This is a genomic window from Cupriavidus pauculus, from assembly GCF_003854935.1.
GTDB classification, from domain to species: Bacteria; Pseudomonadota; Gammaproteobacteria; order Burkholderiales; family Burkholderiaceae; genus Cupriavidus; species Cupriavidus pauculus_C.
In genome coordinates this window covers 2,056,403-2,079,812 of record NZ_CP033969.1, presented here as the reverse complement: position 1 = coordinate 2,079,812, position 23,410 = coordinate 2,056,403, and the positions used below count along the sequence as shown (strand labels likewise).

The 23,410-nt window shown below is 65.5% G+C and carries 22 protein-coding genes and 3 tRNA genes; 3 read left to right on the top strand and 22 right to left on the bottom strand.

What is annotated here, in order from left to right:
* Positions 1-23 precede the first annotated feature (23 nt).
* The gene (locus EHF44_RS11345; protein ID WP_124683832.1) at positions 24-941 is read left to right on the top strand and encodes a LysR family transcriptional regulator; all 918 of its coding nucleotides are present in this window, start codon (positions 24-26) and stop codon (positions 939-941) included.
* Here EHF44_RS11345 and ybaL read toward each other — a convergent pair.
* The 6 genes from ybaL to uvrC all read right to left on the bottom strand — a co-directional run bounded on the left by ybaL (position 929) and on the right by uvrC (position 6,044).
* Entirely contained in the window at positions 929-2,164 is a 1,236-nt protein-coding gene (ybaL, locus tag EHF44_RS11340) for a YbaL family putative K(+) efflux transporter (RefSeq protein ID WP_124683831.1), read from the bottom strand. The genes EHF44_RS11345 and ybaL overlap by 13 nt on opposite strands.
* Before the next feature lie 392 nt (positions 2,165-2,556).
* A tRNA-Cys gene (locus EHF44_RS11335) sits at positions 2,557-2,630 on the bottom strand.
* A 133-nt stretch (positions 2,631-2,763) separates the two neighbouring features.
* Positions 2,764-2,839, bottom strand: a tRNA-Gly gene (locus EHF44_RS11330).
* An 83-nt stretch (positions 2,840-2,922) separates the two neighbouring features.
* Positions 2,923-2,998 (bottom strand) — tRNA-Gly (locus tag EHF44_RS11325).
* A gap of 180 nt (positions 2,999-3,178) precedes the next feature.
* The gene (pgsA, locus tag EHF44_RS11320; RefSeq protein ID WP_124683830.1) at positions 3,179-3,778 is read right to left on the bottom strand and encodes a CDP-diacylglycerol--glycerol-3-phosphate 3-phosphatidyltransferase; all 600 of its coding nucleotides are present in this window, start codon (positions 3,776-3,778) and stop codon (positions 3,179-3,181) included.
* 145 nt (positions 3,779-3,923) lie between these two features.
* Complete coding sequence (gene uvrC, locus EHF44_RS11315; protein WP_124683829.1) at positions 3,924-6,044, bottom strand: excinuclease ABC subunit UvrC; 2,121 nt, start codon at positions 6,042-6,044, stop codon at positions 3,924-3,926.
* Positions 6,045-6,177: 133 nt separating this feature from the next.
* Between uvrC and earP the strand changes: the two genes are divergently transcribed.
* A complete protein-coding gene (gene earP / locus EHF44_RS11310) occupies positions 6,178-7,329 on the top strand; it encodes an elongation factor P maturation arginine rhamnosyltransferase EarP (protein ID WP_124683828.1) in 1,152 nt (383 codons plus the stop codon).
* Between the two features lie 131 nt (positions 7,330-7,460).
* Positions 7,461-8,021 carry an elongation factor P gene (gene efp, locus EHF44_RS11305; protein WP_124683827.1) on the top strand — a complete coding sequence of 187 codons (561 nt, stop codon included), beginning with the start codon at positions 7,461-7,463 and terminating at the stop codon, positions 8,019-8,021.
* 95 nt (positions 8,022-8,116) lie between these two features.
* Here the strand turns inward: efp and nagZ are convergent, their stop codons facing one another.
* The 16 genes from nagZ to fabG form a co-directional block, all read right to left on the bottom strand.
* Complete coding sequence (gene nagZ / locus EHF44_RS11300) at positions 8,117-9,166, bottom strand: beta-N-acetylhexosaminidase (RefSeq protein WP_124683826.1); 1,050 nt, start codon at positions 9,164-9,166, stop codon at positions 8,117-8,119.
* A gap of 6 nt (positions 9,167-9,172) precedes the next feature.
* Positions 9,173-9,601 (bottom strand): holo-ACP synthase, encoded by a 429-nt coding sequence (gene acpS / locus EHF44_RS11295; protein WP_124683825.1) that lies wholly within the window; start codon positions 9,599-9,601, stop codon positions 9,173-9,175.
* Positions 9,598-10,380 (bottom strand): pyridoxine 5'-phosphate synthase, encoded by a 783-nt coding sequence (gene pdxJ / locus EHF44_RS11290; RefSeq protein WP_124683824.1) that lies wholly within the window; start codon positions 10,378-10,380, stop codon positions 9,598-9,600. Before pdxJ ends, acpS begins: the two co-directional genes overlap by 4 nt.
* A gap of 25 nt (positions 10,381-10,405) precedes the next feature.
* Positions 10,406-11,290, bottom strand: a complete 885-nt coding sequence (gene recO, locus EHF44_RS11285) for a DNA repair protein RecO (RefSeq protein WP_124683823.1) — start codon at positions 11,288-11,290, stop codon at positions 10,406-10,408.
* A gap of 5 nt (positions 11,291-11,295) precedes the next feature.
* Complete coding sequence (gene era / locus EHF44_RS11280; protein ID WP_124683822.1) at positions 11,296-12,234, bottom strand: GTPase Era; 939 nt, start codon at positions 12,232-12,234, stop codon at positions 11,296-11,298.
* The gene (gene rnc / locus EHF44_RS11275; protein ID WP_124683821.1) at positions 12,231-13,001 is read right to left on the bottom strand and encodes a ribonuclease III; all 771 of its coding nucleotides are present in this window, start codon (positions 12,999-13,001) and stop codon (positions 12,231-12,233) included. The genes era and rnc overlap by 4 nt, the downstream gene beginning before the upstream one ends.
* Before the next feature lie 4 nt (positions 13,002-13,005).
* Positions 13,006-13,317 carry a DUF4845 domain-containing protein gene (locus EHF44_RS11270; protein ID WP_253699806.1) on the bottom strand — a complete coding sequence of 104 codons (312 nt, stop codon included), beginning with the start codon at positions 13,315-13,317 and terminating at the stop codon, positions 13,006-13,008.
* Between the two features lie 132 nt (positions 13,318-13,449).
* Complete coding sequence (gene lepB, locus EHF44_RS11265; RefSeq protein ID WP_124683819.1) at positions 13,450-14,349, bottom strand: signal peptidase I; 900 nt, start codon at positions 14,347-14,349, stop codon at positions 13,450-13,452.
* 63 nt (positions 14,350-14,412) lie between these two features.
* Positions 14,413-16,206 (bottom strand): translation elongation factor 4, encoded by a 1,794-nt coding sequence (lepA, locus tag EHF44_RS11260; RefSeq protein ID WP_124683818.1) that lies wholly within the window; start codon positions 16,204-16,206, stop codon positions 14,413-14,415.
* A 271-nt stretch (positions 16,207-16,477) separates the two neighbouring features.
* Positions 16,478-17,968, bottom strand: coding sequence for a DegQ family serine endoprotease (locus EHF44_RS11255; protein WP_124683817.1), 1,491 nt, complete (start codon positions 17,966-17,968; stop codon positions 16,478-16,480).
* Between the two features lie 130 nt (positions 17,969-18,098).
* Complete coding sequence (locus EHF44_RS11250) at positions 18,099-19,178, bottom strand: MucB/RseB C-terminal domain-containing protein (RefSeq protein WP_124683816.1); 1,080 nt, start codon at positions 19,176-19,178, stop codon at positions 18,099-18,101.
* Positions 19,179-19,186: 8 nt separating this feature from the next.
* The gene (locus EHF44_RS11245) at positions 19,187-19,843 is read right to left on the bottom strand and encodes a sigma-E factor negative regulatory protein (RefSeq protein ID WP_124685080.1); all 657 of its coding nucleotides are present in this window, start codon (positions 19,841-19,843) and stop codon (positions 19,187-19,189) included.
* 106 nt (positions 19,844-19,949) lie between these two features.
* Positions 19,950-20,549 carry an RNA polymerase sigma factor RpoE gene (gene rpoE, locus EHF44_RS11240; protein ID WP_092594264.1) on the bottom strand — a complete coding sequence of 200 codons (600 nt, stop codon included), beginning with the start codon at positions 20,547-20,549 and terminating at the stop codon, positions 19,950-19,952.
* Positions 20,550-20,802: 253 nt separating this feature from the next.
* Positions 20,803-22,035 (bottom strand): beta-ketoacyl-ACP synthase II, encoded by a 1,233-nt coding sequence (gene fabF, locus EHF44_RS11235; RefSeq protein ID WP_124683815.1) that lies wholly within the window; start codon positions 22,033-22,035, stop codon positions 20,803-20,805.
* Between the two features lie 203 nt (positions 22,036-22,238).
* Positions 22,239-22,478, bottom strand: a complete 240-nt coding sequence (gene acpP / locus EHF44_RS11230) for an acyl carrier protein (protein ID WP_008644813.1) — start codon at positions 22,476-22,478, stop codon at positions 22,239-22,241.
* A 169-nt stretch (positions 22,479-22,647) separates the two neighbouring features.
* The gene (gene fabG / locus EHF44_RS11225; RefSeq protein WP_124683814.1) at positions 22,648-23,397 is read right to left on the bottom strand and encodes a 3-oxoacyl-ACP reductase FabG; all 750 of its coding nucleotides are present in this window, start codon (positions 23,395-23,397) and stop codon (positions 22,648-22,650) included.
* Positions 23,398-23,410: the final 13 nt, after the last annotated feature.

The window sequence follows — 23,410 nt, the reverse complement described above, 5'->3', positions numbered from 1 at the left end:
TTATCTGTTTTAGCGATAGACCCATGGAACAACGCCCGCTCCGCCTGACCCTGCGTCAGCTACAGGTATTCGTCGCCGTTGCCCAGCACGGCAGCACCACGGCCGCCGCGGAAGCGCTGGCGATGTCCCAGTCCGCGGTCAGCGCGTCGCTGGCCGAACTGGAACGTGCCCTGAACGGTGCCCTGTTCGACCGCGTCGCCCGCCGCCTCGCCATCAACGAGGCCGGCCGCCAGTTCTTCCCGCGCGCGCTGTCGCTGCTGGACCAGGCGCATGAACTGGAGCGGTTTGCGTCGGAAGGTGGCGTGCAACTGCGGATCGCGGCCAGCAATACGATCGGCAGCTACATCCTGCCGGCGCTGCTGGCGGGCTTCCGCAACGCCCAGAGCGGCCCGTGCACGCTGGACCTGCGCATCGGCAATACGCAGGACGTGCTGCACAGCCTGATGAAATTCGAGGTCGATATCGGGCTGATCGAGGGCACCAGCCATGAGCGCGACCTGCGAAGCGTCCACTGGTGCGACGACGAGATGGTGGTCATCGTCGGCCCGTCCCATCCGCTGGCTGCCGTGGCCGATCAGGCGGACGCGCTGCACACCATGCTGCGCGATGCCGACTGGATCGTCCGGGAGCCGGGTTCGGGCACGCGCGAGATCATCGAGGCCCGGCTGGTGCCGGCGCTCGGCGCCCTGCGCTTCGCGCTGGAGCTGGGCAATGCCGAGGCGATCAAGCGCGCCGTGATGAGCGGCTTCGGGGTGAGTTGCCTGTCGCTACACGTGGTGCGCGACGAGATCGAGCGGGGCCTGCTGGTGGCGCTGCGCACCGGCCTGCCGCGCGTGATCCGCCCGCTGCAACTCGTCGTCCATCAGGACAAGTTTCCCACCCAGGGCCTGCTCGCATTCACCGAATACCTGCGCGGCGCCGCCCCGGTTCAGGCCGGCTGAGCGTCGCGCTGCGCCTTGCCATCGTGCCGCGCGCAGTAGCGGTCAAGCAGGTGAAACAGCACGGGGTTGAGCAGGATCGACAGCAGCGCGCCGGCCAGGATCAGCGCCTGCCCGCGCTCGGGCAGGATGTTCAGGTACACGCCGAGGCTGGCCAGGATGAACGAGAACTCGCCGATCTGCGCCAGGCTCGCGGCAATCGTCAGTCCCACGCGGGGGCTGTGGCCGAACATGCGGACGATGCCGAGCGCCGCCACCGATTTGCCGACCACGATGATCAGCAGCGTCGCCAGCACGCCCCACGGGTCGTTGACCAGCACCATCGGATCGAACAGCATCCCGACCGAGACGAAGAACAGCACCGCGAACGCGTCGCGCAGCGGCAGCGATTCCTCGGCGGCGCGATGGCTGAATTCCGATTCCGCCAGCACCATGCCCGCGAAGAACGCACCGAGCGCGAACGAGACCCCGAACAGCGAATACGCGCCAAACGCCACGCCCAGCGCCGTGGCCAGCACGCCCAGCCGGAACAGCTCGCGGCTGCCGGTCCAGACGATGCGTTCGAGCATCCACGGGATGAACCGCCGGCCGATCACCATCATCACGGCGACGAACGCCACGACCTTGCCCAGCGTGGCGACGATCTCGATCAGCACCTCGCTGGTGGTCGGCGCCGATGCGCCCTGGCCGTCGGCGCCGCCCAGCAGGCCGGCCATCGCCGGCAGCAGCACGAGCGTCAGCACCATCGCCAGGTCTTCCACGATCAGCCAACCCACGGCGATGCGGCCCTGCGGCGACTCCAGCAGGTCGCGTTCCTGCAGCGCGCGCAGCAGCACCACGGTACTGGCTACCGACAGGGCCAGGCCGTAGACCAGCCCCTGCCCCCAGTGCCAGTCGAAGCCCCACGCCACCAGCATGCCGAGCACCGTGGCGATGCCGATCTGGACGATGGCGCCCGGAATGGCGATCTTCTTCACGGCCATCAGGTCCTTGACCGAGAAATGCAAGCCCACGCCGAACATCAGCAGGATCACCCCCAGTTCGGCCAGTTCCGGCGCCAGCGTCTGGTCGGCCGTATAGCCGGGCGTATGCGGCCCCACGGCGATGCCCGCGCACAGGTAGCCGATCAGCGGCGGCAGCCGAAACCGGTTGGCGATGGCTCCCAGGATGAACGCCAGCACAATGCCGCCGACGATGGTGCTGATGAGCGGGGTGGCGTGCTGCATGCGTCTGGGGTTCCTTTCTGGCGAATGGGTGAACGATGGCATCACCGTCGCTCCACAGCGCTGCACGCCGCCGGCGGCCGGCAACGGCCTGGCAGGCGCAGGTCGCGCGTGGGTTCGGGTGATTCGGGAAGCGGCGCCGCAGTCCATCGGCGCACGACGGTCGGTCATGCGCCACGGCAAGGGAATGCACCGGAATCCGACTGCGCGAGGTGGCCGATGGCCACGCCAGGCGCCGTCCCGGATGCGTACGGCATGGCGTTAATGTAACACGCGACCCACACGGGCCCGGATGAGAACAGTCCGAAAAGCAGGCGTCAAATTCGTAGAACGACGAGAGGAAACGGCGTGCGGGAAAACAAAACGGCGCCCATCGGGCGCCGTTTGCTTGCAACTGGAGGCGGAGGTCGGAATCGAACCGGCGTACACGGCTTTGCAGGCCGCTGCATAACCACTCTGCCACCCCGCCAGGTGACGATGCTGGATTGTATCCGGATTCGCCGCATGCGTCGTCGGGGTTGCCGACACCGCAGCAGGCATCCAATCCGGATTTTCCTGCCAATCTGCTAATGAAAAAGGGAAGCGACGCTTCCCTTTGGGATTGGAGCGGGAGACGAGTCTCGAACTCGCGACCTCAACCTTGGCAAGGTTGCGCTCTACCAACTGAGCTACTCCCGCGTACAACTTTTACTGCTGCGGCAGCTTGCGCTGCCTATCCGCCGACCCGACCTACATCGCCGTGTCACCGGATGCCATTAACCTGGAGCGGGAGACGAGTCTCGAACTCGCGACCTCAACCTTGGCAAGGTTGCGCTCTACCAACTGAGCTACTCCCGCAGGGCCCTGCATCATACCGAAAAGCAGACTATCGCGCAACTTCTTTTAACTACGCAGCTTCGTGCTGGCAATTCGCGCTAAGTACCGCTTATCTTGCTGCTTTCGATTGCGTCGTCAGCAGCGAGAACGAGATTATTGCAAAGGACGAACCGGCTCGTCAACAACTTTTTGCAGCGATTTTCACTTTTGCGTGCGGGCTCCGCTCAGCGCGTCGCTGCGTTCGCGGATCTGCGGCCAGGCGAGCTTCATGTAATAGAACATCGACCACAGCGTGAGCACGGCCGCCACGTAGATCATCACGGTGCCCAGCACCGACGCATCCAGCCCGAACAGCGCATCGTTGAACAGCAGCAGCGGGATTGCGATCATCTGCACCGTGGTCTTGAGCTTGCCCAGGAAGTTGACCGCCACGCTCCGGGACGCGCCGATCTGCGCCATCCATTCGCGCAGCGCCGAGATCGTGATCTCCCGGCCGATGATGACCAGCGCGATCAGGTCCGCCACGCGCCCCAGGGCCAGCAGCGACAGCAGCGCGGCCGTCACCATGAGCTTGTCGGCCACCGGGTCCAGGAACGCGCCGAAGGCGGAGGTCTGGTTCCAGCGCCGCGCCAGAAAGCCATCGAGCCAGTCCGTCACCGCGGCGATGATGAAGAACGACGCCGCGGTGACGTTCTTGGTATGCGTCGGCAACCACGCCTCGGGCAGGTAGTAGACCCCGACGACAAGCGGGATCATGGCCACGCGAAGCCAGGTCAGCAGGATGGGAATATTCAGTGGCATGGGCGGAGCGGTCTTGCGCCGGACGGCGGCGTCTTCGTTGTGGTTGCCTGGGCAGATTGCGCGATTGTCGCCGATTTCGGCCTGAAGCCGAAGATTTCGGGTGGGAAGGCGTCCGGCGGCGGGTCGGCCGCCAGCGCCGCCCGTCTCAGTGGAGCTGGCGGTAGATTTCCTCGGCCAGTGTGCGCGAGATGCCCTCGACGCTGGCCAGTTCGTCGATGCTCGCCGCCATCACACCGCGCAGGCCGCCAAAGCGTGTCAGCAGCTTCTGCCGGCGGCGCGCGCCCACGCCCTCGATTTCCTCCAGCCGCGACGTCGTGCGCGCCTTGGCCCGCTTGGCGCGCATGCCCGTGATCGCAAAGCGGTGCGCCTCGTCGCGGATCTGCGCCACCAGCATCAGCGCCGCGCTGCCCTGCCCCAGCTCCAGCGACGGCCGGCCATCGGCAAAGATCAGCGTCTCCAGGCCCACCTTGCGGCCCTCGCCCTTGGCTACGCCAACCAGCAGGCCGATGTCGAGCCCCAGTTCCTCGAACACCTGCCGCGCCACCTCCACCTGCCCCTTGCCGCCGTCGATCAGCACCACGCGCGGCATGCGCGGCACGCCGTCGGCGCCCTCGGCGTTCGGGTCGCCGCCGTCCTCCTGGATCTGCTCCACCAGCTTCTGGTAGCGGCGCGTCAGCACCTGGCGCATGGCCGCGTAGTCGTCGCCGGGCGTGATGTCGGTGATATTGAAACGGCGGTACTCGCTGTTCTGCATCGCGTGATGGTGGAACACCACGCACGACGCCTGGGTCGCCTCGCCCGCCGTATGGCTGATGTCGAAGCACTCGACGCGCAGCATCGCCAGGTCTTCCATGTCCAGGCCGATGGTCTCGGCCAGCGCGCGGGTGCGCGCCTCCTGGCTGCCCTGCTCGGACAACCGCCGCGCCAGGGCCAGGCCGGCGCCCTGCGTGGCCATTTCCAGCCACACGCGGCGCTGGCCCTGCGGCTGGCGCACCAGCGACACCTTGCGGCCGGCCTGCATCGACAGCGCCTCCACCACGGCGCCATCGGCGGGCAGGTGGCTGACGACGATGATCGGCGGCGGCGCCTGGTCCAGGTAGTGCTGGATCATGAAGGCCGACAGCACGCGCATGGCGATCCGGTCGACGGACAGCGGGCCGGTTTCGGCCAGGGCTGCGTCGGACGAAGGATTGGCAACCGGATCCGCAGCCGGCTCGGCCATCGATCCGGCAAGCGGCTCCCCGGCGGCGTCGACCACGGGCTCGGCGGCGGCCTCCGCCGTATCGTCGCTTTCCTCGACGATCATCGCCGTCTCGTCGGCATGGGCCGGGAAGTACGCCTTGTCGCCCAGATGCCGGCCGCCGCGCACCATCGCCAGGTTCACGCACGCGCGGCCGCCCTGCACCGCCACGGCCAGCACGTCGATGTCGCGCGCCTGGCCCACTTCTTCCACGGCCTGCCGCTTGAGCACCGTGGACAGCGCCGAGATCTGGTCGCGCACGGCGGCCGCCTGCTCGAACTGTAACTGCACCGCGTGGGCTTCCATCTTCTGCTGCAGCCCTTCCAGTACCTCGGTCTCGCGTCCCTGCAAAAAGCGGGCGGCGTTGCCGACGTCGCGCGCGTAGTCGTCCGCCGAAATCGCGTCCACGCATGGCGCCGTGCAGCGGTGGATCTGATGCAGCAGGCACGGCCGCGTGCGGTTGTTGAACACGGTGTCCTCGCAGGTCCGCAGTTGGAACACCTTCTGCAGGATCTGCATGCTTTCGCGCACCGCGTGGGCGCTCGGAAACGGGCCGAAATACTGGTGCTTGCGATCGGTCGCACCCCGGTAGTAGGCCATGCGCGGGAACTTGTGGCCGGTCAGCTTCAGGAACGGGTACGACTTGTCGTCGCGGAACAGGATGTTGTAGCGCGGCGCCAGCGCCTTGATCAGATTGTTCTCAAGCAGCAGGGCCTCGGCTTCGGTCCGTACGACCGTGGTCTCGATCCGCGCGATCTTGCCCACCATCATCGCGATGCGCGGCGACAGCTGCGTCTTGGTGAAATAGCTCGACACCCGCTTCTTCAGGTCCCGCGCCTTGCCCACGTAGAGCACGTTGCCGTCGGCATCGAAATAGCGGTAGACGCCGGGCAGCCCCGGCATGCGGGCCAGGATCGGGCGCGGATCGAAGTCGGGCACGTCCGGCGGCTCGGGGGCCGGCGCGGGCGGCGCTTCGGGTGCGGGCAACGCGGGATCGACGGGGGAGACGGGTTCCTGCTCGGGCATCGGGGGGACGATTGGACGGATATCGGTGCGCCGGCACGGGGCGCTGGCCTAGAATCGCAAGTTTAGAGCAATTCGTCCGCGAGACTTTTCTGGCGCGGGCGGCCGCCATCCGAGCCGTAGGCCAATTTTCGCCATGCCAATTCGTTCCTGGGACATCTTCTGCACCGTCATCGACAACTTCGGCGACATCGGCGTCTGCTGGCGGCTCGCGCGCCAGCTGGCGCAGGAGCACGGCCACGCGGTGCGGCTCTGGGTCGACGATCTTGGCAGTTTCGCCAAGCTGGCGCCCGAGATCGACCCAACGGCCGTGCAGCAGCGCCTGGCCGGCGTCGACGTGCATCGCTGGGACGCCCGGCCCGACGCCCCGTTCGCGGCACCCGCGCCGCACGATGCCGTGATCGAAGCCTTTGCGTGCCACCTGCCCGAGCCGTTCCTGGCTGCCATGGCGGCCGCGCCGCGCAAACCCGTCTGGCTCAACCTGGAATACCTGAGCGCCGAGGACTGGGTCAGCGAGCACCATGCGATGGCGTCGCCGCACCCCCGGCTGCCGCTGACCAAGTACTTCTTCTTCCCGGGCTTTGCGCGTGGCACGGGCGGCCTGCTGCGCGAATCGATGATCGGCGCGTCGCGCGATGCGTTCCGCACCAGCCCGGCCGCGCAGGCCACGCTCTGGCACCGCCTGGGCGTCCGGCCCACGCCGGGCACGCTCAAGATCAGCTTCTTCGCCTATGCCAACCCGGCCGCGCCGGCGCTGCTGGACCAATGGCGCGACGGCCCGACCCCGATCGAATGCTTCGTCCCGCAGGGGCTGGCCGCCACGCAGGTGGCCGAATGGCTGGGCGCCCCGCTGACGCCGTGCACCACGCACCACCGCGGCAGCCTGACCATCCACGGCATCCCGTTCGTGCGGCAGGAGCATTACGACGAACTGCTCTGGGCCTGCGACGTCAATTTCGTGCGCGGCGAGGACTCATGCGTGCGCGCCCACTGGGCCGGCCGGCCGATGGTCTGGCACATCTACCCGCAGGACGACCACGCGCACCACGTCAAGCTCGACGCCTGGCTGACGCGCTTTGCCCGCGCCGGGGTGGCGCCGGAGGCATCCGCGACGCTCACCGCGCTTTCGCACGCATGGAACGGGTATGGCACGCGCCCCGACTGGCCCGGCTTCGAGGCGCAGTTGCCGGCCCTGGCGGCCGGCGTGGAGCGCTGGCAGCGGCAATTGCAGCACTTGGGCGACCTGGCGGCGAATCTCGTGGACTTCAGTGAAAATCGGGTAAAATAGCCGGTTGATTTCAGAGCTAATGGCGGGCCAGGTTTTCAGGCCAGACAAGCTGCCGGCTGCGCGCCATCGCCATACCGGTTGCCGGGGCATCCATCGATCCCCGGACCATTTTTTTCAGGAAGACAGTTCAGATGAAAATCGCACAGGAACTCCGCGTCGGCAACGTGTTCATGATCGGTTCCGACCCGATGGTGGTGCAGAAGGCCGAATACAACAAGTCGGGCCGCAACGCCGCCGTGGTGAAGATGAAGTACAAGAACCTGCTGACGGATGCCCCGGGCGAGTCCGTCTTCAAGGCCGACGACAAGTTCGAAGTGGTGGTGCTGGATCGCCGCGAATGCACCTACTCGTACTTCGCCGACCCGATGTACGTGTTCATGGACACCGAATACAACCAGTACGAAGTCGAGAAGGACAGCATGGGTGACGCGCTGAACTACCTCGAAGACGGCATGGCCGTGGAAGTGGTGTTCTACAACGACAAGGCGATCTCGGTGGAAATGCCGACCACGCTGGTCCGCGAGATCATCTACACGGAACCGGCCGTCAAGGGCGACACGTCGTCGGGCAAGGTGCTCAAGGGCGCCAAGATCAACACCGGCTTCGAACTGCAAGTGCCGCTGTTCTGCAACATCGGCGACAAGATCGAAATCGACACGCGTACCGGCGAATACCGCAGCCGCGCCAACTAAGCAGTCTGGCGCCACGCGATGAAAAAGGGCAGCTTCGGCTGCCCTTTTTGCGTTCCGGCGCCCCGGGGGCGCCAACCGATCGGCTGGTCAGGCGATCAGGCGATCAGGTCCAGGTCCTTCAGCAAGCGCAGCGCCGCGCGGTACTCGCCTTCCTGCACGAGCTTGTTCCAGTCCAGGGGCTTGCGGCGGCCGAACAGCTTGCGGATGCGCCGCTGCGACGTCTTGGTCATCGACGCCTCCAGTTCGGTCAGCAACTGGTCGGCCTTGTCCGGGTTGTTGCAGATCAGGACCATGTCGCAGCCGGCATCCAGCGCGGCGCGGGCGCCCTGCGTGACGCTGCCGGCCACGCTGGCGCCTTCCATGCTCAGGTCGTCGCTGAAGATCACGCCCTCGAAGCCGAGCTGGGTGCGCAGCACGTCCTGCAGCCAGAACCGCGAGAAGCCGGCCGGGTTCGGATCCACCTTCGGGTAGATCACGTGCGCCGGCATGACCGATGCCAGCGCCTGGCCCATCCAGTCGTACGGCCGGGCATCGTGGGCCAGGATCTCGTCGAGCGTCCGCTCGTCGACCGGCACCGCCACGTGCGAGTCGGCCTCGACGTAGCCGTGCCCCGGAAAGTGCTTGCCGCAGTTGGCCATGCCAGCCAGCAGCAGGCCGTGCGTCAGGTGGTTGGCCAGCATCGTCACCACGCGCGGATCGGCATGGAACGCCCGGTCGCCAATCACGCCGCTGCGCCCGAAATCCAGGTCCAGCACCGGCGTGAAGCTCAGGTCGATGTCGCAGGCACGCAGTTCGGCGGCCAGCACGTAGCCGCAGGCGATGGCCGCCTTGGTGGCCAGCAGCACGTCGCGGTCCCAGAGCTGGCCCAGCCTGGCCATGGCCGGCAGGTGCGTGAAGCCGTCGGTTTTGGCGCGCTGCACGCGGCCGCCTTCGTGGTCGATGCAGATCAGCACGTCTTCGCGGACGTTGCGGATCGCGCGGGTCAGGGCCACCAGTTGGGCGCGCGATTCGAAGTTGCGCGCGAACAGGATCACCCCGCCGGTCAGCGGATGGGCGATGCGCCGTTCATCTTCCGCGTTGAGCTGCTTGCCTACCACGTCGAGCACCACCGGGCCGGGGTGCTTGCCGGTCAATTTCTTGTTCATGTTCGTTCAGTTCGAGGCTGTTTCAGGCAGCGGGCCGGGCTGGCCGGTCCGCTCGGCGATCGCGAAGGCGACCGCGTAGTCATGTTCATCGCTGACACTGACCCGGATGGTCAGGCCGCGTTCCCTCACCCAGTCGGCCAGCTCGCCCGTGCATTGCGGCGTGGGCTCGCCCGACGGCAGGTTCAGCAACTCCATGGCCCGCCACGTCATCGGCCAGCGCATGCCCAGGCCAATGGCCTTGGAGAACGCCTCCTTGGCGGCGAAGCGCGTGGCCAGGAACGCCAGGCCGCGCTTTTCCGAGCGGGCCTTGCGCGCGTGATAGACCTTCAGTTCACGCGGGCCGAGCACCTTTTCGGCAAAGCGGCCGCGCGTGCGGTCCATCACGCCCTGGACGCGGTCGATCTGGATGATGTCGGTGCCGACGCCGTAGATCACGCGGCCTGCCCCGGCACCGGATAGCGGGTGCCCAGCCGGGCGGCGACCATGATCGCCTTCATCTCGCGCACGGCGTTCTGCCAGCCGACGAAGACCGCGTGGGCCACCACCGCGTGGCCGATGTTCAGTTCCTGGATGCCGGGCAGCGCCGCAATGCGCTGCACGTTCGTGTAGTGCAGGCCGTGGCCGGCGTTGACGACAAGCCCGTGCTTCTGGCCCGCCGCGACGCCCTGCGCCACGCGCTGGAATTCGGCTTCCTGCGCCTCGGCCGTGTGGGCGTCGGCGTAGGCGCCGGTATGGATCTCGATCACGGGCGCCTTGCAGGCGGCCGCGGCGGCAATTTGGTCGGCATCGGCGTCGATGAACAGCGAGACGCGGATGCCGGCATCGGCCAGCTGGCGGCACGCGGCGCTGACCTGCTCGAAGTGACCGGCCACGTCGAGCCCGCCTTCGGTGGTCACTTCCTCGCGCTTCTCAGGCACCAGGCAAACGTCCTGCGGCTTGATCTCGCAGGCGATGTCGAGCATCTCGGCGGTGATCGCGCATTCCAGGTTCATGCGCGTGGCCAGCCGGGGCCGCAGCGCGCGCACGTCGGCGTCGCGGATGTGGCGGCGATCCTCGCGCAGGTGCAGCGTGATCAGGTCCGCGCCGGCTTCCTCGGCCTGCAACGCGGCCTGGATCGGATCGGGATAGACCGTGCCGCGCGCATTGCGCAGCGTGGCAACGTGATCGATATTGATGCCGAGGTCGATGACCCCGGGATGCGCGTGGAAAATCATGCCGGCTTGCTCGGGATAAGGGAAATCAAAGGTACTGCAGGTCGATCAGGATCTGGCGCGTCTTCAGCGGCTCGCCCTGCAGATAATAATGCAGCAGGAACCGCATCAGCGCGCGGCTTTGCGTAACCGTTTGTGCGCGGCCGTAGTCGTCCTGCGCCATGTCCAGCAGCGTCTGGCCCAATACCACCGGCCAGCTCGACGGATCGCTCGCCTGCGCGCGCCGCACGCCGCGCTCGGGCTGGTAGACGTAGTCCAGCCCCGCCTGCACGCGCTCGCCGGTCTTGGTGCACTGGTCGAACGCCACCGCAAAGCCGGTTTCCTGCAGCAGCACCCGCTCGAAGCTGCGCAGCACCAGGCTGGCCGATTCGCCATGCGCCAGCCGCGTCAACGTGATCATGTAGTGCTTGAACAACGCCGGATGCGCGTCTTCGCGCGGGCAGAAACGCAATAGCAGTTCGTTGAGATAGAAGCCCGAGAGCAGCGCATCGCCGGCCAGCGGCAGCATGCCGCCGACGTACTCGGCCTTGGTCAGCGTCTTGACCTCGCCCCGCCCCGTCCAGGACAGCGCGATCGGGTGGAAATGCTGGAGCACCGGGCGCAGCGCCGAATGCGGGCGCTTGGCGCCTTTGGCGACCATCGCCATGCGCCCGTGGTCGCGCGTGAACACGTCCAGGATCAGGCTCGTTTCGCGGTACGGGTAGGCATGCAGCACAAAGCCGGCCTCGTTGCTGACGCGCAGTTCGGAGCGCGCCGGCACGATCCGCATGGCGCGGTCCATCATCTCGCGGCCGGCGGCCACGGCCGGGTTCAGCGCGGGAATGCCGCCCGACTCCAGCACCTCGGCCGCTTCCTCGGCAATCGGATCGGCACTGCGCGCACGCGGCGCGGCGGCGCGGCGCACGTCGGGCATCTTGCTCACTCGTAGCCGTAGGCGCGCAGTCCGGCTTCGTTGTCGGCCCAGCCGCTCTTGACCTTGATCCACATCTCCAGGTAGACCTTGCCGTCGAACAGCTTTTCCATGTCCAGGCGCGCCTCGGTGGAGATCTGCTTGAGCTTGCTGCCCTTGTTGCCGATGATCATGGCCTTGTGGGCGTCGCGCTCGACCAGGATCGTGGCGAACACCCGACGCAGCCGGCCTTCGGTCTCGAACTTGTCGATGACGACGGTGCTCGTGTACGGCAGTTCGTCACCGGTCCAGCGGAACACCTTCTCGCGGATGATTTCCGACGCCAGAAAGCGCTCGCTGCGGTCCGTCATGGCGTCGACGTCGTACATCGGCTCGCCTTCGGGCAGGAACGGGCGGATGATGGCCAGCAGCCGCTGGATGTGGTCGCGTGTCTTGGCCGACATCGGCACCACTTCCGTGAACGGAAAGCGCTGCCCCATCTGCTCCAGGAACGGCATCATCACTTCATAGCGGCCTTCGCCGATGCGGTCGAGCTTGTTGCAGACCAGCAGCACGGGCACGTTCTTCGGCAGCAGCGTCAGCACCTTTTCGTCATCGGGGCCGAAATAGCCGGCTTCCACGACGAACAGCACCACATCCACCGAAGACAGCGTCGACGTGACGGCGCGGTTCAGCGACCGGTTCAGCGCGCTGGCGTGCCGCGTCTGGAAGCCCGGCGTGTCCGCGAACACGTACTGGGCGTCGTCCGTGGTCTGGATCCCGACGATGCGGTGGCGCGTGGTCTGCGCCTTGCGTGACGTGATGCTGACCTTCTGGCCGACCAGCGCGTTCATCAGCGTGGATTTGCCGACATTGGGGCGGCCAACGATGGCCACGGTGCCGCAGCGGAAAGCCGGGGCACCGGACGGGTCCGCAGCATCCTGCTGCGGAGGGAGAGAATCGGTCATTCCTTCAACCTGAGAGACAACTGGGGATCCGGCGGCACCGGCTGCTTGCGCGTCTTGCCCGTGCGTTCGGCACGGCTGCGCTTGAGCAACTGCGGCACCAGCTTCTGGACTTCGTCCAGCGCCAGCTTGGCCGCCGCCTGCTCGGCCGCCCGGCGCGACGCGCCGGTGCCGAACACGCGCACCTCCAGTTTAGGCACGATGCACTCGACTTCAAATTGCTGGCTGTGCGCCGCGCCGTGCGTGGCTATGACGTTGTACTGCGGCAGGGCAATCTTGTGGCCCTGCAGGTACTCCTGGAGCAGCGTCTTGGCATCCTTGCCCAGCGTGCGCGGATCGACCTGCTCCAGAATGGGGATATACAGCTTGCGGATCAGCGCCCGGGCGGCGTCGAATCCGCTATCGAGAAAGACCGCGCCGACGATGGCCTCCAGCGCATCGGCAAGGATCGAGGGGCGGCGGAAACCGCCGCTCTTCAGTTCGCCCTCGCCCAGGCGCAGCGCGTCGGACAGTTGCAGCATCTGCGCAATCTCGTACAGCGCCTGCTGCTTGACCAGGTTGGCGCGCACGCGCGACAGGTCGCCCTCGTCCAGCTTGCCGAACATGCCGTAGAGCATGTCCGCCACCGCGCAGTTGAGCACCGAATCGCCCAGGAATTCCAGCCGTTCGTTGTGCTGCGCATTATGACTGCGATGCGTGAGCGCCTGCTGCAGCAATTCGGGCTTGCTGAATCGGTAGCCGAGACGTTGCTGCAAGGCGTCGAGGGTCATGTCTTTACTGCGTTCCCGAATAGGTAATCAAAAAGCTCAACGGTCCGTAGACCTTCACTTCGGTCCGGTATTCGAAGCCGATGGACCGGATTCGGCCGGTTTCGTCCTCGTTCACGTCCAGATCCTCACCCCGGATCGAGGTGATGTTGTCGATCTGGGCCTGCCTGTCGAAATTGGCGGCCACGTCCTTGCGGTTCATGGCCCGGTCACGGGCGTAATTGATCGCGCGCTTGACCGAGAAATATTCCATGGCACTGGGTAACGATTTCAGTGCCGGCAATGCGACCGCCGCAATCAGAATGACGACGACCAGCATCGACCCCAACGAAAATCCACGTGATCTATCGATCACCAAAGCACGGACTTTCCCCCGATTAACCCCAAACTGCTGACCCATCGCGCTGCCCTCTTTAGTGAGTGTTTTGCGCCGCCTGGAGCCGCCAACTGCTTATTTGAACGACCCCACGCGCCCGAAATTGCCCAGATTCATCCAGATCATGAAGGCCTTGCCGACGATATTCTTGTCCGGCACGAACCCCCAGTAACGGGAATCGAGGCTGTTGTCACGGTTATCTCCCATGACGAAATAGTGACCTTCCGGCACCTTGCACGTCAGGCCCTGCTGATTGTAAGTGCAGTTATCGCGGAACGGAAAATCCGGATCGGCGCCCGCCACGAATGCCGGCCGGTCCGCGTCGTTCAGGATGCCATGTTCGGGGCCGCCCGGCAGCTTTTCGGTGAAATGCTTCGAGTAGGCCAGCCGTTCCTCGTCCAGGTATTCCGGCAACTGGCTGTATTCGGCCGGCTTGCCATTGATCGTCAGCTTCTTGTTCTCGTAGCGCACCACGTCGCCCGGCACGCCAATCACGCGCTTGATGTAGTCGAGCGATTCGTCCTTCGGGTAACGGAACACCATCACGTCGCCACGCTGCGGCTCGCCGATATCGACGACCTTCTTGTTCACCACCGGCAGCCGGATGCCGTATTCATACTTGTTCACCAGGATGAAATCGCCGATCAGCAGCGTCGGGATCATCGACCCGGAAGGAATCTTGAACGGCTCGACCACGAACGAGCGCAGCACGAATACGGCCAGGATGACCGGGAAGAAGCTCGCCGAATATTCCAGCCACCACGGCTGGCGCATTTTTTCCTCGGCCAGCCTGGCGCGCGAGCGATCCAGATCGGCGGTGCCCTGCCCAGCCTGCATGTACTGGCGCTGCGAGTCGAACTCGGCCAGCGCCAGTTGTGTCACGCTGCGGCGCTGGCGTTCGAAGACCAGCTTGTCAGCAACCCAGGCAATGCCCGTAATGACGACCAGCACGAAAAGGATCAGTGCAAAATTCATGACGGCTTGGAGTGATGTCTATTTTGTTGGTATCGCTCGGAGGTTCCGGCCGGTTGGCGACGCTTATTTGTCGTCCACCTGCAGGATGGCCAGGAAGGCTTCCTGCGGGATTTCCACCGTGCCCACCTGCTTCATCCGCTTCTTGCCGGCTTTCTGCTTTTCCAGCAGTTTCTTTTTCCGCGAAATATCGCCGCCATAGCATTTGGCCAGCACGTTCTTGCGCAGCGCCTTGACGTTCTCGCGCGCGATGATGTTCGACCCGATGGCGGCCTGGATGGCCACGTCGTACATCTGGCGCGGAATGATTTCCCGCATCTTGGCCGCCACCTCGCGCCCGCGGTATTGCGAGTTCGAGCGGTGCACGATGACGGACAGCGCGTCGACCTTGTCGCTGTTGATCAGGATGTCGACCTTGACCACGTCGGACGGACGATATTCCTTGAATTCGTAATCCATCGACGCATAACCGCGCGACACCGATTTCAGCCGGTCGAAGAAATCCATGACGATTTCCGCCATGGGAATTTCGTACGTCAGTTGCACCTGCTTGCCGTGGTAGCTCATGTTGATCTGCGAGCCGCGTTTCTGCGTGCACAGCGTGATCACCGAGCCGACATAATCCTGCGGCATATACAGGTTGACGGTCACGATCGGTTCCAGAATCGCCTCGATCCGGCTCGGATCGGGCATTTTGGCCGGGTTTTCCACCGTCACCATCGTGCCGTCGCGCAACTGGACCTGGTAGACCACGGTCGGCGCGGTCGTGATCAGGTCCATGTCGAATTCGCGCTCCAGCCGTTCCTGCACGATTTCCATGTGCAGCAGGCCCAGGAAGCCGCAGCGGAAGCCGAAGCCCAGCGCCTGCGAGACTTCCGGCTCGAACTGCAGCGACGCGTCGTTCAGGCGCAGCTTTTCCAGCGATTCGCGGAGCGCTTCGTACTGGTTGGCTTCCACCGGATACAGGCCGGCAAACACCTGCGGCTTGACTTCCTTGAAGCCGGGCAGCGGTGCTTCCGCGCGGCGCTGGATCGTGGTGATCGTGTCGCCGACCTTGGCCGCCTTCAGTTCCTTGATGCCGGCGATGACGAAGCCCACCTGCCCGGCCGTCAGCGCGTCGCGCTGGATCGATTTTGGCGAAAATACGCCCACTTGCTCGGTCAGGTGCTGCGCCCCGGTGGCCATCAGCAGGATCTTGTCCTTGGGACGCAGCGTGCCGTTGACCACGCGCACCAGCATCACCACGCCGACGTAGTTGTCGAACCACGAGTCGATGATCAGCGCCTGCAGCGGCGCGTCCGCGTTGCCCTTGGGCGGCGGCACCTTGGCGATCAGCGCCTCGATCACGTCTTCCACGCCCTGGCCGGTCTTGGCCGAGCACGGCGTGGCGTCGCTCGCGTCGATGCCGATGACGTCCTCGATTTCCTGCTTGGCGTTGTCCGGATCGGCCTGCGGCAGGTCGATCTTGTTCAGCACCGGCACCACTTCCACGCCCAGCTCGATGGCGGTGTAGCAGTTGGCCACGGTCTGCGCTTCCACGCCCTGCGACGCATCGACGACCAGCAGCGCGCCTTCGCACGCCGACAGCGAGCGGCTGACTTCATAGCTGAAGTCGACGTGGCCCGGCGTGTCGATGAGGTTGAGGTTGTAGACCTGGCCGTCGCGCGCCTTGTAGCTCAACGCGGCGGTCTGGGCCTTGATCGTGATGCCGCGCTCTTTCTCGATGTCCATCGAGTCGAGCACCTGCGCTTCCATTTCCCGATCCGACAGCCCGCCACAGCGCTGAATGATCCGATCGGCCAGGGTCGATTTACCGTGGTCGATGTGGGCAATGATCGAAAAATTACGAATATGGTCCATCTAATGATCTGGAAAGCGCCAGCGCGGCCCGGCAAGTCAGATGGCGCGGGCGCGGCAAGAAAGGAGGGGCGCAGGATTTTGCGCCAATCCGCGATTTTACAGTAGTTTCAAGGACTTCCGTCGCGGGAAATGGGTGGCGCGTGGCGCGCCGGCCGCCGTCCGGCATGGCGCCTCGCGCACGCGCCAAGAAAAAACGCGCCGGAGATGCCCTCCGGCGCGATTTCCTGGCCGACGAACGGCCCGAAACGGGCCATTTCCGTGCCCCAGCGCCTTAACGGCTCTGGCTCGGACGCAGCGTCAGCACCTGGGTGGCGTCGCCGCGTCGCACGAACACGGCGGCCATCCGGTTGCGATCGAGCCCCTTGACCAACTCGTTGAACTGGCGCGCGCCCGTGATATCGGTGTCGCCGACGCGCAGGATCACGTCGCCGGGCCGGATGCCGGCGCGGGCCGCCGGGCCGTCGGCCGTCTCGACCTCCACGCCAGACTTGATCTTCAGCTCGCGCAGCTTGGTCTCGGCAATGTCGCTGACCACCAGCCCCAGCGCGTTCGGCTTGGCGGCCTGCTGCTCCTCGCCGCCGCTGTTGCCACGGCGATCCCCCTTGCGGGCGGCGGACTTGGCGCCATCCGGCTCCAGCTCGGCCACGGTGATCTGCACGTCGCGCGTCTGGCCCTTGCGCCACACCTGCAGCGGCACGCGGGTGCCCGGCTTGGTATCGCCGACCATGCGCGGCAGGTCGGACGCCTTCTCGATGTCGCGGCCGTTGAACTTCAGGATGATGTCGCCGGCCTCGATACCAGCCTTTTCCGCCGGACCGCCCGGTTCGACGCTGCCGACCAGCGCGCCCCGCGCCCGGCCCAGGCCCAGCGAGTCGGCGGCTTCCTTCGACACATCGCTGATCGCCACGGCGATCCGGCCGCGCGTCACCCGGCCGCTCGTCTTGAGCTGCTCGGTCACGCGCATCGCCTCGTCGATCGGAATCGCGAACGAAATGCCCATGTAGCCACCGCTGCGGCTGTAGATCTGCGAGTTGATCCCGATGACCTCGCCGCGCAAGTTGATCAGCGGCCCGCCCGAGTTGCCGGGGTTCACGGCCACGTCGGTCTGGATGAACGGCAGGTAGTCGCCCGTATCGCGGCCCTTGGCCGACACGATGCCGGCGGTCACGCTGTTGTCGAGTCCGAACGGCGAGCCGATGGCCAGCACCCACTCGCCCGGCCGGATCTTGTCCGAATCGCCAAGCGCCAGGCGCGGCAGGTTGCTCGCCTCGATCTTGAGCAGCGCCACGTCCGTACGCTTGTCGGAACCGATCAGCTTGGCCTTGAATTCGCGCTTGTCGGGCAGCGTGACGTAGATGGTCTCGGCGTCCGCCACGACGTGGGCGTTGGTCATCACGTAGCCATCGGCGCTGATGATGAACCCCGACCCCACGCCCCGGCTCTGCTCTTCGCCCTGGGGCGGCGTCTGCGGCTGGCCGCGGCGCGGCGGCGTGGGCGTGCCGGGCATCGGGACGCCGAAGAAGCGGCGGAAGAACTCCGCCATCTCGTCGTCCTCGGGAGAATTGCCGCGCGAGCGCACGCGCTCCGTGGTGCGGATATTGACCACGGCGGGACTCGCCTTTTCGACCAGATCGGTGAAATCGGGCAGGTTGTAATTCGAGGCCGCGGCCTGGGCGTGGCCCAGTTCGGATACGGCCGGACCAAGCACAAGCATGGCCACCATGACCATGGCCCGCGCCAGGGCTGGGGATCTGGAAATCATCGACGAACTCCCGGGAGAATCAGCGAGAAACGGTTGCTTCGCGGCAGGCTTGGCCGGGGGCGCCTGCGAAGCGCACGGCCTGGTGGTGCGGCGCGGGATTCGCTGCCCCGCCGACACACCAGGAACTGGCTCAGTGTAACGCCTTGGGCGGGCGGTACTCCACGCCGGCTGCGAACTGCTTGACGGTGGCGGCCGGCACTTCACCGACCACGGTGATCCAGTAGTCGGACACCCGTCGCACCACCACCTGGGTCGCCCCGAGCGAGGCCACGCCTTCGCGGCGGGCACGTTGTTCCGAGACCGGCTCGATGAACACCGACAGGCCGGTCAGCCCATCGCTGTACACCACCTGCAGCACCTCGAACACGCCGGCGGGCTTGCTGCCCTGCGGCGGGGTCCGCAATTCGCCCAGCGGGCGGCGGACTTCGCGAATCTTCTGGAACCCCTTGATCGGGGTGTTGATGGTCCAGCCCTCGTCGGCGATATTGGCCGACTGGTAGCTGACCTCGTAGTGGTTCCACGACGCCGCAGCCTTGATGGCGTTCAGGATGCGTTGCTTGTCCGACGGCACGCCGATGTCGACCTGCGAGAACGCCACCTGCTCCAGCACCTTGCCGCCTTCGCCGATGGTCTGGGCGCGCATCAGCAGGCCGGAGTTGCGGTCCGCCCAGAGGCGCACGGCATACCGGGCCGAATCATGCGGCTCCAGCGCGAATACCTCGCACTCGACACCGGCAACGCGCTCCGCCGGCAGCTTGCGCATGTCGTACAGATCGAGCACGTCGCTCTTGTTCGTGGCCAGCAGCGCCGGGAAGCGGTCCTTCGCCTCCTGCTTCTCCACCACGACGAGCTTCGCCTCGGGAATCAGGCTATGCACGACGTCGTTCTGGCGCAGCACCTCGCGCGGCTTGCCGTCCAGGGTCTCCAGGCGTTCGTACTCGTTGTGCGCGAGGTCGCTGTAATGCTGGATACGCGAGGCATGCATGACGCTGCCGCGCTGGTAGATCAGCGTGCCGACGTAGTTCTCGCGCTGGGCGGCGCGATGGATCTTGTTGAGCCACGCGGTGGCATCGCGTCGGTTCAGCGTGCTGTCCGACGGCTGCGCGGTGGCCGCGGCAGCAGTCAGACACAAGGCCAGAAAAAAGGACCTGCGCAGGCCCTTCCTTCCATGTACGCCCGCTACATTTACGGGCGACCGTCCTTTATGCATGTCCGGCATTATTCCTGCGAATTATCCTGGGAGAAGTTGGCACCGTTGGCCACCGTGCGCATGGTCGGCACAAAGGCGTCGGTCGCCACCGACGTGCGGTGCGCACGCAGGTATTCGTCGAGCCGCGGATCGCGGATCATCTGCGCGCTGTCGGCGGAGACGGTGACGATGCCGCCCGGCGCGGCCGCGACCGGCGCACCGGCCTTCATCGCGCTGCCAGGCTGCTGGTCGGCGCGCGCCACGATGGCGTCCGGCGCGCCCACGTCACCCGTGCCGCGCATCTGCGGCACAACCACCCAGCTCACCGCGGCCACGGCGGCGGCGATTGCCGTACCGGGCACCACGCGGCGCACCCACGACGGGCGCACCAGCAGGCGGTGGCGGCGCGCGGCGGCTACCGCCGGCACCAGCACGTGCGGTTCGGCCTCGAGCCGGGCAGAAAACCGGGAAAGAAAATCGCCGGTGGACCCCGCGTGCGACAGCTCTTCCGAGCGCAGCGTGTCACCGATCAGTTGATACATCGACCAGTCGGCCATCCCGCTATCGTCTTTCGCGATATCGAGCGCCGCGTCGACTTCGTGCGCCGTCAGCTCACCATCCATCAGGATGGAGACCTGCTCCGCTGCTTCCATTACATGAACCGACTGCTTATGAGCCTGACCCATTTCCAACCCCAAGAAATTCCATGAAACACCGATAAATCCCGTCACTACCGCTTGTCGTTTATCGATGCAGGAATAGGCTGCAACGCTGGCTGCACGACATTCTTACTTACCACCGCTTGCCCTCTGCCGTTCCCAGCAGGGGCCGCAATTTTTCCGCAATCGCCTCGCGCGCCCGGAAAATCCGCGAGCGCACCGTGCCGATCGGACACCCCATCGCCTCCGCGATTTCCTCGTAGCTGAGGCCTTCGATCTCGCGCAGCGTGATGGCGGTACGTAATTCCTCGGGCAATGCTTCCATCGCGCGGTTTACCGTATCGGCAACCTGGCGCGTGTGCAGCATGGACTCCGGCGTATTGATATCCCTTAGTTGCTCACCGTCCGCAAAAGTTTCAGCCTCTTCGGCATCGATATCGCTGGAGGCTTCGGGACGGCGCCCCTGGGTCGCCAGGTAGTTCTTGGCGGTGTTGACAGCGATCCGGTACAGCCACGTGTAGAAGGCGGATTCCCCCCGGAACTGGGGCAGGGCACGGTAGGCCTTGATAAAGGCATCCTGCGCCACATCCTCCACTTCTGCGGGGTCCCGGACAAGGCGCGAGATCAGGCGGATGATCTTCCGGTGGTACTTGACCACCAGCAGTTCAAAGGCCTTCTTGTCGCCCTGCTGGACGCGTTCAACTAGAAGCTGATCGGCTTCGCGTTCGCTCACGAATGGTTCACCTGCTGCAGTGTATCTCTTGGTTTCGTCGTCACGACAAGCGTTGTATTTTACCTACGATCGGGGCGCCGCTGGGTGTCGCAAAGCGCATTCTGTGACCGCGGAGACGCAAATTGGTTCACTTGCCGGGTTGCGCGGTTGCACCGGCGTGCAACCGCGGCAGGGAACGAACCGGGAACATGCGGAATGGAGACCGGGGCCCTCCGGTCGAAGGGCCCGGTCCCGCGCGACGGCTGCCGCGCGTTCAGATACGGCGGAAAACGAGCGTGCCGTTGGTACCGCCGAAGCCGAAGTTGTTCTTCACGGCCACGTCGATCTTCATGTCACGCGCGGTGTTGGCCACGTAGTCCAGGTCGCACTCGGGATCCTGGTTGAAGATGTTGATCGTCGGCGGCGACACCTGGTTGTGCAGCGCCAGCACCGTGAAGACCGATTCCAGGCCGCCCGCGCCACCCAGCAGGTGGCCGGTCATCGACTTGGTCGAGTTGACGGCCACCTTGTAGGCGGCGTCGCCCAGCGCCAGCTTGATCGCGTCGGACTCGTTCTTGTCGCCCAGCGGCGTCGACGTGCCATGCGCGTTCAGGTAGTTCACCTCGTCCGGATTCACCCCGGCGTCCTTCAGGGCCGCCACCATGCAACGGCGCGGGCCGTCCGTATTGGGGGCGGTCATGTGGAACGCGTCGCCGCTCATGCCGAATCCGACCAGCTCGGCGTAGATCCGGGCGCCCCGGGCCTTGGCCGATTCGTACTCTTCCAGCACCATCACGCCGGCGCCCTCGCCCAGCACGAAGCCGTCGCGGTCCTTGTCCCACGGACGCGACGCGGTAGCCGGGTCCTCGTTGCGGGTGGACAGCGCGCGCGCCGCGGCAAAGCCGCCGATACCCAGCGGCGAGACCGTCGACTCGGCGCCGCCGGCCAGCATCACGTCGGCGTCGCCGGCCTGGATCAGGCGGGCGGCCAGGCCGATGCTGTGCAGGCCGGTCGTGCAGGCCGTCACGGCCGCCAGGTTCGGACCCTTCAGGCCGTGGATGATCGACAGGTGGCCCGAGATCATGTTGATGATCGACCCCGGCACGAAGAACGGCGAGATCCGGCGCGGGCCGCGGTTGGCCAGCGTCATCTGCGTGTCCTCGATCATCGGCAGGCCGCCGATGCCCGAGCCCACCAGCACGCCCACGCGGTCGGCGTTGGCGTCGGTCACTTCCAGACCGCTGTCCTTCAGCGCCTGCGAACCAGCCGCAATGCCGAAATGGATGAAGGTATCCATATTGCGGGCTTCCTTGGCCGGGATGTATTCCTCGGCGTTGAAGCCCTTCACCTCGCCGGCAAAATGAACTGCCAGGGCGGAGTGATCGAATTTGGTGACGGTGGCGATGCCGGACTTGCCGGCAACCAGATTGGCCCAGCCTTCGGCAACCGTGTTTCCGACCGGAGACACAAGGCCGAGCCCAGTGACGACGACGCGACGACGGCTCACTATTCTTTCCTACGAGTGCGTGAAGTGGAACCGGAATGCTTCAGGACCCGGCGCGGGCTGCCGACATATGTCATAGGGCAGTTGGCCAGATACCTTTCCGATACAGCTTCTTCGAACAGACGAAAGCCACAGAAAACGGCATGACAGGACCGTGACGGCCCCGTCCATGCGCCTTCTGTGGCTCGGAATATGATGACGACGGCTTAAGCCTTGACGTGCGCGGTGGCGTAGTCGATGGCTTGTTGCACGGTCGTGATCTTCTCGGCTTCCTCATCCGGAATTTCCATGCCGAATTCATCTTCCAACGCCATCACGAGTTCAACCGTGTCCAGCGAGTCCGCACCGAGGTCATTCACGAACGACGATTCGTTCTTGATGTCTGCCTCGGCCACGCCAAGCTGTTCAGCCACGATTTTCTTGACGCGTTGTTCGATATTGTCCATGTAACCCTCCAGGGAAGTTCGACAAAAAGTGGGCGCATTTTAGCAGGTTTGGACCACAAAAAATCCGCCTGCCAATCTTTGCAAGAATCGCGCCCGATTGGTTTCAAAAACAGCCACTTCAACCGGCTTCTTGCGGCTTCTCCCTCGAAACCGAAGCCGGCCAGAATCCTCAGTTCATGTACATGCCACCATTCACGTGCAGCGTGGTGCCCGTGATGTACGCGGCCTGCGGACCAGCCAGGAAAGCCACCGCGTTGGCGATGTCCTCGGGCTGGCCCAGGCGGCCCAGCGGAATGCGCGATTTCAGGCTGGCCTGCTGCTCTTCCGACAGGACCTTGGTCATGTCCGTGTCGATGAAGCCCGGCGCCACGCAGTTCACGGTCACGTTACGGCTGCCGATCTCGGCCGCCAGCGCGCGCGTCATGCCCTCCACGCCGGCCTTGGCCGCCGAGTAGTTCATCTGGCCCGCATTGCCGACCGACCCCACCACCGACGTGATGTTGATGATGCGCCCGCCGCGGGCCTTCATCATCGGGCGCAGCACGGCGCGCGACAGCCGGAACACGGCCGTCAGGTTCGTGTCGATCACGGCCGTCCAGTCGTCGTCCTTCATGCGCATGGCCAGTTGGTCCTGCGTGATGCCGGCGTTGTTCACCAGCACGGCCAGGCCGCCATGCGTCTTCACGATCTCGTCGATCACGGCGTCGCAGCGCGCGGCGTCGTTCACGTTCAGCACCACGCCATGCCCTTTCAGCCCTTCGGCCGATAGGTATTCGCCGATGCCCGCGGCGCCGGCCTCGCTCGTGGCGGTGCCGATCACCATGGCACCCTGGCGAGCCAGTTCCAGCGCGATCGCCCGGCCGATGCCGCGCGAGGCGCCCGTCACCAGCGCGACCTGATTTTCCAGCGTCTTGCTCATGTTGCGTTCGTTC